The 11,822-nt window shown below is 62.6% G+C and carries 9 protein-coding genes; 2 read left to right on the top strand and 7 right to left on the bottom strand.

Annotated elements, in window-relative coordinates:
- Positions 1-16: 16 nt before the first annotated feature.
- The 4 genes from AB8841_RS09595 to mnmE form a co-directional block, all read right to left on the bottom strand.
- Positions 17-853, bottom strand: coding sequence for a ParA family protein (locus AB8841_RS09595; RefSeq protein WP_370439234.1), 837 nt, complete (start codon positions 851-853; stop codon positions 17-19).
- On the bottom strand, positions 853-1,479 hold the full coding sequence (gene rsmG / locus AB8841_RS09590) for a 16S rRNA (guanine(527)-N(7))-methyltransferase RsmG (protein WP_370435630.1): 627 nt from the start codon (positions 1,477-1,479) through the stop codon (positions 853-855). The genes AB8841_RS09595 and rsmG overlap by 1 nt, the downstream gene beginning before the upstream one ends.
- Entirely contained in the window at positions 1,476-3,377 is a 1,902-nt protein-coding gene (mnmG, locus tag AB8841_RS09585) for a tRNA uridine-5-carboxymethylaminomethyl(34) synthesis enzyme MnmG (RefSeq protein ID WP_370435629.1), read from the bottom strand. The genes rsmG and mnmG overlap by 4 nt, the downstream gene beginning before the upstream one ends.
- Positions 3,378-3,715: 338 nt before the next feature.
- Positions 3,716-5,026: a tRNA uridine-5-carboxymethylaminomethyl(34) synthesis GTPase MnmE gene (gene mnmE, locus AB8841_RS09580; RefSeq protein ID WP_370435628.1), complete on the bottom strand. Its 1,311-nt coding sequence runs from the start codon at positions 5,024-5,026 to the stop codon at positions 3,716-3,718.
- Between the two features lie 134 nt (positions 5,027-5,160).
- Between mnmE and AB8841_RS09575 the strand changes: the two genes are divergently transcribed.
- Positions 5,161-7,167, top strand: a complete 2,007-nt coding sequence (locus AB8841_RS09575; RefSeq protein WP_370435627.1) for a thioredoxin domain-containing protein — start codon at positions 5,161-5,163, stop codon at positions 7,165-7,167.
- Positions 7,168-7,524: 357 nt separating this feature from the next.
- Here AB8841_RS09575 and rho read toward each other — a convergent pair whose 3' ends face one another.
- The 3 genes from rho to hemE form a co-directional block, all read right to left on the bottom strand.
- Entirely contained in the window at positions 7,525-8,790 is a 1,266-nt protein-coding gene (gene rho / locus AB8841_RS09570; protein WP_370435626.1) for a transcription termination factor Rho, read from the bottom strand.
- 349 nt (positions 8,791-9,139) lie between these two features.
- Complete coding sequence (gene hemJ, locus AB8841_RS09565) at positions 9,140-9,562, bottom strand: protoporphyrinogen oxidase HemJ (protein WP_370439233.1); 423 nt, start codon at positions 9,560-9,562, stop codon at positions 9,140-9,142.
- Positions 9,563-9,570: 8 nt separating this feature from the next.
- Positions 9,571-10,608 (bottom strand): uroporphyrinogen decarboxylase, encoded by a 1,038-nt coding sequence (hemE, locus tag AB8841_RS09560; protein WP_370435625.1) that lies wholly within the window; start codon positions 10,606-10,608, stop codon positions 9,571-9,573.
- Between the two features lie 380 nt (positions 10,609-10,988).
- Here hemE and AB8841_RS09555 point away from each other — a divergent pair, with 380 nt between their 5' ends.
- Positions 10,989-11,822: a pyruvate, water dikinase regulatory protein gene (locus tag AB8841_RS09555; protein WP_370435624.1), complete on the top strand. Its 834-nt coding sequence runs from the start codon at positions 10,989-10,991 to the stop codon at positions 11,820-11,822.

Here is an 11,822-nt window from a genome sequence, read left to right as displayed (position 1 = left end):
CTCTTCTCAACTCTCGTTACGCGGCACGCAGGGCACGTTCGCGCTGAATCACTTCCGATGCCAAACGCAGATAGGCCTGCGAGCCCGTACACTTGATGTCGTAAAGCAGAACCGGCTTGCCGTGGGACGGCGCTTCGGACACGCGCACGTTTCGCGGGATCATGGTCTCGTAGACCTTGTCGCCCATGAACTGACGAACATCGGCAACCACCTGCCCCGACAGGTTGTTGCGGGGATCGAACATGGTGAGCACCACGCCGTGGATCGTCAGCTTCGGATTAAGGGCCGTACGGACCTGTTCCACCGTCTTGAGCAACTGGCTGAGACCTTCCAGAGCAAAAAATTCGCATTGGAGGGGCACGAGAACTGCGTCAGATGCGGTCAAGGCATTGATGGTCAGAAGATTCAACGAAGGCGGGCAATCAATCAGAATATAGGTAAAAGCTTCCGTTACCTCGCTGTCCGCCAAACCCTGAATCGCGGCCCGTAAGCGATGGGCCCGATTGCGCTCGTTCGCGATCTCCAATTCGACACCGAGGAGATCCAAAGTCGAGGGTGCGAGCCAAAGACCCGGCACAACCGTCTCGGTGATGCTCTCGGACAACGACGCTTCGCCGGCCAGAACGTGATAGGTCGAGACAGGGCGGTTCTTCCGGTCGATCCCGAGACCCGTCGAAGCATTGCCCTGCGGATCGAGATCGATGATGAGCACCCTTTCTCCAATCGCCGCCAGTGCCGTACCCAGATTGATGGCCGTAGTCGTCTTTCCGACGCCGCCCTTCTGATTGGCAAGCACGAGAATGCGCGGCTTGGCCCCACGCGCTCCGGCTTCGGATTCGCTGCGGTCTGTCATCATGAATGGCTCTCAATGGAGGTTATGCGAAGAATCCTCGCCTCGGAATCGGTACGGCTCGGCAGGATATCAGTCTTGAATGTCCACTTTTTCCGTGCCTCGGTCAATTCGGTCCCGACATCCCGCCCTTTGGGAAAGAGGCCAATTGTCCCCGCTTTCAACATGGGCTCGGTCCATTCCAGCAGCTGATCGAGGGAAGCGAGGGCCCGGGCCGAGACGACATCGGCTTTACCGACGAAGCCGGGAATGACGGTCTCCAGCCGGGCCTCGTGCACCGTCGCCGAGGATCCGGTCAGGCGGGCGATCTGGCGAAGGAACGCGCATTTGCGAGAATTGCTCTCGACAAGATGCACATTCAGTCCCCTCTCCTGCCCTACGATTGCGATGACAAGGCCCGGGAAACCCGCGCCTGAGCCGAGATCGACCCAGGACTTGGCTTCGGGCGCGAGGTCGAGGAGCTGGAGCGAATCGACGATATGCCGATCCCAGATCTGGTCGAGAGTGGCCGGGCCGACGAGGTTCTTGATGGATTGCCAGCGGCGCAGCTCGCGCTCCAGCAATTCGAGCTTCTCCAGTGTTTCACGTGAAACATCCAGCCCGGATCGAATCGACGGAGGTACGCTCATGACGCCAAAGCCTCGCCGTTCGAGACACCGCGAGACCCTGCTTTCTTGGCATGGGCCGCAAGAAGAGTCAGGGCCGCTGGGGTGATTCCTTCGATCCGGGCCGCTTGGCCAAGGGTTCGCGGACGGACCACCTCGAGCTTGGCCTTGATTTCGTTGGACAGACCTGGAAGGCCCCGGAAATCGAGCGTCTCGTCCAGAACGACCCCCTCGTCGCGCCGATAGGCCGCGATATCGGCCTTCTGACGATCGAGATAGACCGCGTAAGTCGCGTCCGTTTCCAACCGTTCTCGCACCTGAGGCGACACGGTTGCGAGGTCGGGCCAGACCCTCGCGAGATCACCCCAGCCGATGGCCGGATAGGACAGAAGCTGATAGGCGCTGCGGCGGATGCCGTCATGGTTGAGGCCAAACCCGTGGCGAGATGCCTCCTGGGGCGTCATGCAGAGGGCCTGGAGCATGTCACGAGCGGACCGGATCTCTGTCTGCGAGGACCGGAAATGAGCCTCGCGCGCAGAGCCGACGCAGCCTATTTCCAGACCCTTCCCGGTGAGACGTTCGTCGACATTGTCGATGCGCAGGCTCAGGCGGTATTCCGATCGGGACGTGAACATCCGGTAGGGCTCGCTGACACCGCGCGTGATCAGATCGTCGATGAGCACGCCGATATAGGACTCGGCGCGGTCGAACACGACATTCTCCTGCCCTGCTGCGCGCCGGGCGGCGTTGATTCCTGCGACGAGGCCCTGGGCCCCCGCTTCCTCGTAGCCGGTCGTCCCGTTGATCTGCCCGGCCAGGAAGAGACCCGTCAGCGCCTTGGTCTCGAGCCCGGCCGTCAGGTTCCGAGGATCCACATAATCATACTCGATCGCGTAGGCGGGCTGGAGCATCCGCACTTTCTCGAGCCCAGGAATATGCTTCAGGAATTCGAGCTGCACGTCCTCGGGAAGCGAGGTCGAGATGCCATTGGGATAGACGGTGATATCGTCGAGGCCCTCGGGCTCCAGGAATATCTGATGCCCATCCCGATCGCCAAAACGCACCACCTTGTCCTCGATGGACGGGCAATAGCGCGGCCCCGTGCCTTGAATGTCTCCGGAATACATGGCCGAACGGTGCAGGTTGCCCCGGATCAGTTCATGAACCCTCGGTGTCGTGCGGGTAATGCCGCATTCGATCTGTGGGGTCCTGATCCTGTCCGTCAGAAGAGAGAAGGGCACCGGATCTTCGTCCGCCGCCTGCTTATCCACTCCAGCCCAGTCGATGGTGCGCCCGTCGAGGCGCGGCGGCGTGCCGGTCTTGAGACGACCGAGGGTAAAGCCGAGCCGCGAGAAGGTCTTCGGAAGACCCAAGGAGGGACGCTCGCCCATTCGACCCGCCGGGATCTTCTTTTCGCCGATATGAATCAGGCCAGACAGGAAGGTGCCCGTGGTGATGACCACGGCGCCCGCCGCGAGCCGCCGTCCGTCAGCCAGGAGAAGCCCGGAAACATGCCCTTCTTCCACGAGAAGATCATCCGCCTCCCCTTCGACAAGGGTGAGATTGGCGGTCTGGAGCAGCTCGGCCTGGATGGCCCGTGCATAGATCTTGCGATCGGCCTGGGTGCGGGGGCCCCGCACGGCAGGGCCTTTGCGGCGGTTCAGGAGGCGGAACTGAATGCCTGCTCTGTCGGCCATGCGGCCCATGATACCGTCGAGAGCGTCGATCTCACGAACCAAGTGGCCCTTGCCGAGCCCGCCGATAGCCGGGTTGCAGGACATCGCACCGACAGTCGAGAGCTTATGGGTCACGAGTGCCGTTCGCGCACCCATCCGGGCGGATGCAGAGGCCGCCTCTGCGCCCGCGTGCCCGCCGCCGACCACGACTACGTCGAATATCTCATGCGCTGAAAGCTGACTCACGAAATCCTGATCTCCATGCCTAGGGTCTCGCTGCAATGCGGGCCGTAGCGCTACTTCTGTAAAAGTTCGCCCGGTCTTCTGTTTACCCGATAGAACCTCCCTGAAGGAGTTACCGGGTCGACCGTGGAATCGGCGTTTACTGCTGCGAACGATGCTTTAGGTCCTCGGAGCGAAGAGGTCAAAAGGGCAAAATGTTTCACGTGAAACACCCGCCGCGATCACCGGTTCTGCACACGATTCCCACAGCCTATGCAACAACGATTCAGCATCATTGCACCGATTCGTGAACAGCCTTTCACAAAGCTCCAGCAGATTTGCCTACGCCTTACCGGACAGGCTCATTTGCCGATGCAGAAGCTGGAAAACAGCCGATCCAGCACATCCTCCACATCGACCCTCCCGGTAATCTCGCCGACCGCGCGCGCGGCAAGACGGACTTCCTCGGCGGCCAGTTCGAGCGGACCGTGGTCGGCAAGCAACTCACGCCCTGCAGCCAGGGAACGATAGGCCCGTTCCAGAGCCTTACGATGACGCTCGCGAGTTAAGATCGCGTCACCCTGACCCAAAGCCATCTCCGCTTCCTGCTCCAGAGCGGCGATCAGTCCGGGGAGGCCCTCCCCCGTCGAAGCTGCGATCAGAAGATCACAACCGGAACGGCTGCGGTTCAGATCGGACTTGGTGCCGACCTTGAGAAGGCGGCGCGCCGGCGGAGCTCCCGTCTCGTCTCCTTCCGGCGGCACGAGCCAGAGCACGAGATCCGCATCCTGGGCCCGAGCGCGAGCACGGGAGACGCCCTCCTGCTCGATCACGTCGCCACTCTCGCGCAGACCCGCCGTGTCCACGATGATCACGGGCAGGCCGCCCAAATCGCAATGCACCTCGATAACGTCTCGGGTCGTCCCGGCGATCGGGGACACGATGGCCACATCCCTCCGGGCCAGCGCGTTGAGCAAAGTGGATTTGCCAGCATTCGGCGGACCGGCGAGCACGACGGTAAAGCCCTCCCGCAGACGCTCACCGCTGCGGTTCGCGAGCGCCTGACCGATCTCGCCCCGAAGGTGATCGATTCGATGCAGGATGTCGGCTTCCAGATCCTCCGGAACATCGCCCTCATCGGAAAAATCGAGGCTCGCTTCGAGAAGCGCAAGTGCCTGCAGGGTTCCTTCGCGCCATCCCTCCGCAGCATCGCCGAGACGGCCTTCGAGCTGGAGCATGGCCTGGCGACGCTGGGCCTCGGTTTCCGCGTCGATCACATCGGCGAGGCCTTCCACCTGCGACAGGTCCATCCGCCCGTTGAGGAAGGCCCGGCGGGTGAACTCGCCTGCCTCGGCCGGGCGGCATTCCGGGACTGCACCGAGCGCCTTCAAGACCGCCGCACGGGTGGCCAAGCCGCCATGGATATGGAGTTCCGCCTGATCCTCCCCAGTGAAGCTTCGCGGCCCCGGCATCCAGAGCACCAGGGCCTGATCGAGGGGCTCACCCGATGCGGGATCCCTGAGAACCCGCACCACGGCATGACGCGGCTCCGGCACGTTCCCGCCCAGCGTTTCAAGAATCGTCCGGCTCTGGGGCCCGCTGATCCGGATGATGCAGACGGCCGCACGGCCGTGGCCGGAAGCGGTGGCGAAGATGGTATCGTCCGAACGCATGGGCATGGACCTCCGGCGCCATGAGAGACTTGAACACGTGAAACGGCAATGCGCGGCGCAAAGCAGAAACGGGTCCGATGGGAATCGATCCGTTTCATTCTTCGCATGAGCCCCACCCTTTCGGAGCAGGATCCATGAACCGCCTCAGGAATGCCAGTTCCCCCTACCTCCTGCAGCACAAGTCCAATCCTGTCCATTGGTGGGAATGGGGATCCGACGCCTTGGCCGAGGCCCAAAGGCTCGACAGGCCGATCCTGCTCTCCGTCGGCTATGCCGCCTGCCATTGGTGCCACGTGATGGCCCACGAGAGCTTCGAGGATCCGGACGTAGCGGCGGTGATGAACGAGCTCTACGTGAATATCAAGGTCGACCGGGAGGAGCGCCCGGATGTGGACCATGTCTATATGAGCGCCCTCCACCTCCTGGGCGAACAGGGCGGCTGGCCGCTCACCATGTTCCTGACGCCGCAGGCCGAGCCCTTCTGGGGCGGCACCTATTTCCCGAAGGAACCACGCTTCGGCCGCCCCGGCTTCGTCCCGATCCTGAAGGAGATCAGCCGCCTCTACCACGCGGAGCCGGACCGCATCCTCAAGAACCGGGACGTCCTGAGGGAGCACCTGTCCAAAGGGGCAGAATCCGACGGCGGCAGCCTGAGCCTCGCCGATCTCGACCACATGGGCCAGAGGCTGTCGGAGCTGATCGATACGGAGCATGGCGGTCTTCAGGGCGCACCGAAATTTCCCAACCCGCCGATTCTCGAATATCTCCTTCGCTATGCCCGCCGCACCGGCAACGAGGACGCGCGCCGCCGCTTTCTTCTCACCATGGAGCAGATGGCGCTCGGGGGCATCCGCGATCACCTCGGCGGAGGCTTCGCCCGCTACGCGGTGGATGAGCGTTGGCTGGTGCCGCATTTCGAGAAGATGCTCTACGACAACGCGCAGCTCCTGGAACTCTACGCACTTGCTTACGCGCAAACCGGCCGTGCGCTCTACAAGGACGCGGCCGAGGGAATCGTCGCCTGGCTCGAACGGGAGATGGTGACGCCCGAAGGCGCCTTCGCCGCGAGCCTCGATGCCGATTCGGAAGGCGAAGAAGGCCGCTTCTACGTCTGGAGTCTCGCCGAGATCCGCGAGGTCCTGGGCGAGGAAGACGCCGCCTTCTTCGCCAAGGTCTACGACATCACCAAGGAGGGAAATTTCGAGGGCCGCAACATCCCGAACCGGCTGATTACCGGCGAAGCCCCTCCTCCGTTGGAACTGCGGCTCGCCATGATGCGCGAAAAGCTCCTGGAGCGGCGGTCGACCCGGATCAGGCCCGGGCTCGACGACAAGATCCTGGCCGATTGGAACGGGCTGATGATAGCGAGCCTCGCGCGGGCGGCTCCCCTGCTGGAGAGGCCGGACTGGATCGGATTGGCGCAGCGCGCCTATCGCTTCATCCATGTTTCCATGAACCGGGATGGGCGGCTCGGCCATTCCTGGCGCGCCGAAAAGCTCGTCTTTCCAGGCTTCGCCCTGGACCACGCCGCCATGATGCGGGCGGCCCTCGCCCTTTACGAGGCGACGAACGACGACGCCTATCTGGCCGACGCCCGAACCTGGCGCAATGTTCTTCTGGACGACTTCATGACCGGGCAGACCGGCTGCCTCGCCATGACGGCCAAGGGGGCCGATCCTCTCGTGGTCAGGCCTCAGCCGACCCACGACGAGGCGGTGCCGAATGCCAATGGCGTGTTCGCGGAGGCGCTCGTGCGGCTTTCACAGATCACCGAAGAGCCGAGCGATCATCGGCAGGCGGACGAGATCCTCGCAAGGCTCGTCGGCATCGCCCGCGCCTCCCCGCTCGGCCACACCTCCATTCTCAACGCCCTCGACCTGCATCTGAGGGGGTTGAGCATCCTCGTTGCGGGAGACGACCCGGAACCGCTTCGAGCGGCTGCCCTGCGCGTGCCCTATCTCGACCGCAGCGTGCGGTGGCTGCGGCCCGGCGCCACCCTGGACGAGGATCATCCGGCGAGAGCTCTCGCCTCACCTTCTCACCAGACACGGGCGCTCGTCTGCGCCGGCATGCGCTGCTCGCTTCCGGTCGAGACACCGGAGGCCTTGGTCGATCAGGTGCGGGAGATGCTGGGGCCGTGACCGGCGCGAAGGCGAGTGGGAGGACCGATGTTCTTCTTCTTTTCGAACCGGCTAGGCTGCCTGGGATCGCTTCTGATCTCGGCCGCTCTGACGCTCCTCGTGCTCTGGTTGATGCGGGCGATCTGAGGCAGCTTTCGGGCGAGACGAGTCGGACGGTCTGGCTGATTTCTGGATTCCGTAATGGAAGATAATCCAAGGGCATCGTGCGGACCCGGCGGACCTAGCGGACCGCGCTTGAGCATCGATCCCACAAGGGGGTTCCACTTTTGGGTCCGCTGCTCAAGCGTGCGCGTAACGAAAAACCCCACCCTCGCTGACGAGGATGGGGCTGGTTTTTTCGGAAGCGGATGATGCGCCTCAGGTGTTCATCGAGTCGAAGAAGTCCTGGTTCGATTTGGTCTGACGCAGCTTGTCGAGGAGGAACTCGATGGCGTCCACCGTGCCCATCGGATTGAGGATGCGGCGCAGCACGTACATCTTCTTGAGCGTGTCGCTCGGCACCAGAAGTTCTTCCTTGCGGGTGCCGGAACGGGTGATGTCGATGGCCGGGAAGGTGCGCTTGTCGGCGACCTTGCGGTCCAGGATGATTTCCGAGTTGCCGGTACCCTTGAACTCTTCGAAGATCACCTCGTCCATGCGCGAACCGGTATCGATCAGTGCGGTCGCGATGATGGTGAGCGAACCGCCCTCCTCGATGTTGCGCGCGGCACCGAAGAAGCGCTTCGGACGCTGGAGCGCGTTGGCGTCCACACCGCCGGTCAGCACCTTGCCGGAGGACGGCACCACCGTGTTGTAGGCGCGGCCCAGGCGCGTGATCGAATCCAGCAGGATGACCACGTCGCGGCCGTGCTCCACGAGGCGCTTGGCCTTCTCGATCACCATCTCGGCGACCTGCACGTGCCGGGTTGCGGGCTCGTCGAAGGTGGAGGCTACGACCTCGCCCTTCACGGAGCGCTGCATGTCGGTCACTTCCTCCGGACGCTCGTCGATGAGCAGCACAATGAGGTAGCACTCGGGATGATTCGTGGTGATCGACTGCGCCACGTTCTGCATGAGCACCGTCTTACCGGTGCGCGGCGGGGCGACGATCAACGCGCGCTGGCCCTTGCCGATCGGCGACACGATGTCGATGATGCGCGGCGAGTAATCCTTGCGGGTCGGATCCTCGAGTTCGAGCTTGAAGCGCTCCTGCGGGAACAGCGGCGTCAGGTTGTCAAAGTGAACCTTGTGCCGGATCTTTTCCGGATCCTCGAAATTGATGGTGTTGACCTTCAGCAGGGCGAAATAGCGCTCGCCCTCCTTCGGGCCGCGGATCGGGCCATCCACCGTGTCGCCGGTGCGCAGGCCGAAGCGGCGGATCTGGCTCGGCGAGACATAGATGTCGTCCGGCCCCGGCAGGTAATTCGAATCGGCCGAGCGGAGGAAGCCGAAGCCGTCCTGCAGCACCTCGACGACGCCTGCGCCGATGATCTCCACCTCGCGCGCGGCAAGCTGCTTGAGGATGGCGAACATGAGCTCCTGCTTGCGCATGGTGCTCGCGTTCTCGACCTCGAGCTCCTCGGCGAAGGCAATGAGTTCGGTCGGCGACTTGGACTTGAGATCTTGAAGTTTGATTTCCCTCATCGGGGAACACTCTCGGAGTAAAATTCGCGGGCAGGTTGACTGGACGCGGGGGGAGATCGGGGGAACGTTCGACAGGGCCGCCCAGATCACAAGAGGTGACTTGAGAGAGCCCGGGGGGCCCGTGCAGCGCAACCTGTCTTTTATGGAAGGGCTTTCTTTATAGCCGCCTTCGTGGCTTTTCTCAAGTGCTGTTTGGATAACCCTTTCGGGAGGGTTACCTATACGAAAGGTTTCTCTCTCGTACAGGATCATTTCCTGAGAAGAAGATTCGGTTCTCTCCTCGAACGGAACCGTCGAGCCATCGGACATGGATGCCCGGCCCCAGGGCCGGGCACTGCGTTTGGGAACCTCAGAACGGCTTCACGATCACGAGGATCACGATGCCGATCAGCAGGACCGTCGGCACCTCGTTGAGGATGCGATAATATTTCGCCGATCTGGTGTTCTTGTCGGCGGCGAAATCCTTCAGGCGACGCACATAGACCCCGTGCAGGCCGGAGAGGATCAGCACGAGAAGAACCTTGGCGTGCAGCCAGCCGGATTTGTACCAGCCGCCATCCCAGACGAGATAGAGACCGAGCACCCAGGTCACCATCATGGCCGGATTGATGATCGCTTTCAGAAGCCTCCGCTCCATGATCTTGAAGGTCTCGGATTGGATCGAGCCCTTCGGCGCATCGCAGTGATAGACGAAGAGGCGCGGCAGGTAGAGCATGCCCGCCATCCAGGCGATGACGGCGATGACGTGAAACGCTTTCAGCCAGAGATACAGCATTCTTTTCAGGCTCCTCGAACGCGGGCGATCATCTGCTCGACATGGGCGATCGGCGTCTCCGGCAGAATGCCGTGGCCGAGATTGAAGATGTGCGGACGGCCCCGCACGCTATTCAGGATATGGTCGATCCCCTGCTCCATCGGCGCCCCTCCGGCGATCAGCGCGAGCGGATCGAGATTGCCCTGGGTCGGGACGGAGACCGGCAGCATGGGGAGCACCAGAGCCGGATCGAGCGTCCAGTCGAGAGCCAGCGCATCCCCGATCCCGGCCGACGCGAAGCGATGGAGATTAGCGCCCCCGCCGCGCACGAAGACGATGGCCTTGGCCTGGGGACGGGCAGCCTTCAGGCCTTCCACCATGCGGCGGATCGGATCGAGCGACAGTCGGTCGAAGAGAGCCGGCGGAAGCGCCGAGCCGAAACTCTCGAAGATCTGCACCGCTTCCGCCCCCGCGTCGATCTGGCGGATGAGATAGGCGGTGGAGGCCTGCACCAACTTCTCGATGAGCCGGTCCATGAAGGCCGGATCGCGATAGGCGGTCAGGCGGGCCGGTGCCTGGTCGGGCGTGCCCTTGCCGGCGATCATGTAGCTCGCCACGGTCCAGGGCGCGCCGCAGAAGCCGAGAAGGGTGGTTTCCTTTGGCAGGCTCTTGCTCAGCCGATCCAGGGTCTCGAAGACCGGATCGAGGCGTTCCAGCGGCAGTTCCTCGGAAAGCCTCGAAAAATCCTTCTCCGACGTGACCGGATCGAGCTTGGGCCCTTCATTCTCGACGAAGCGTACGTCCTGGCCCAGCGCATGCGGAATGACCAGGATGTCGGAGAACAGGATCGAGGCATCGAAGCCGAACCGCCGGATGGGCTGAAGGGTCACTTCCTCGGCAAGCCTCGGCGTATAGCAGAGATCGAGAAAGGAGCCCGCCTGTTTCCGGGTCTCCCGATATTCCGGGAGATAGCGGCCTGCCTGCCGCATGATCCAGATCGGCAGAGGCCAGACCGGTTCTCCGTTCAGCACGCGGAGGATCGCTTTGGTGGGACGCTCGCTCACAGGCCCTCTCTAAATAAGAATAATCTTTGAATCTAAGAATCTGATGTTTCTCTTGGGCCGTGAATCGCAAAGCCGCAACCCCGTCCACAACCCTTCCACACTGGCCGGCCCGTTAACTGGTCATTAACGGATGAGGCAGGGTCGCCTCAATCCTTTCCGAATTCTTAAACCTTAACAGCCCGTTAAGGAATTTGAACGGAACGTTAACGGCCCGATCCGGAGTGATTCGTGCCGGATTCTCCCAAAAGAGGGATTCCAGACTCGCACATCGAGCTGCCCTGTTGATGGCTATCGCGGCAAATCACAGGGCCCCTGCCCTGGACCTCGGAAAGGAGCCGTTCTATCCACATTTATCGACTCCTTCTTCCAGGAGATCCGCTTTGCCGGGACGCAGCTACTTCCACCTCCATCTGGTCTCCGATTCCACGGGCGAGACCCTGATCACCGTAGCCCGCGCGGTGGTGGCGCAATATGAAGGCGTGGCCGCCATCGAGCATGTCTATCCGCTGGTGCGCTCCACCACGCAGCTCGAACGCGTGCTCGCCGAGATCGAAACCGCTCCCGGAATCGTGCTCTACACCCTTGTGGACAGCGAACTGACGAGCCGCCTCGAAGAGGTCTGTCGCGCCACGGGCTCGCCCTATCTCTCGGTGCTCGAGCCCGTGCACCAGATGATCTCGTCCTATCTGGGAACGCATTCCACCGCCCGGCCGGGCGCCCAGCACATGCTGAACGCGGAATATTTCAAACGCATCGACGCCATGAACTTCACCCTCCTCCACGATGACGGGCACCTGCCCGATGATCTGGACGAGGCCGATGTGATCCTCATGGGCGTGAGCCGCACGTCGAAGACGCCGACGGCGGTCTATCTCGCCAACCGCGGACTGAAGACCGCCAATTTCCCCCTCGTTCCGGGCATGCCCCTGCCGCCCAAGCTCCAGGAGGCGAGGAAATCGCTGGTGGTCGGGCTCGTGGCGACGCCGGAACGCATCGTGCAGATCCGGCAGAACCGCCTGCTCAGCCTGAAGGCGGACGACGACACGTCCTATGTGGATCGTGATTCCGTGGCGGAGGAAATCGCGGCCTCGCGGCGATTGTTCGCACGCCACGGCTGGCCGGTGATCGACGTGACGCGCCGCTCGATCGAGGAGACGGCGGCCGCGATCATCGATCTGTACCGCGACCATCGCCTGAAATTCATCGCGGAATAG

Source organism: Microvirga sp. TS319 (assembly GCF_041276405.1).
Lineage (GTDB): Bacteria > Pseudomonadota > Alphaproteobacteria > Rhizobiales > Beijerinckiaceae > Microvirga.
Note: the sequence above shows the minus strand (reverse complement) of the source record. Positions and strands in the feature narration are given on the sequence as shown.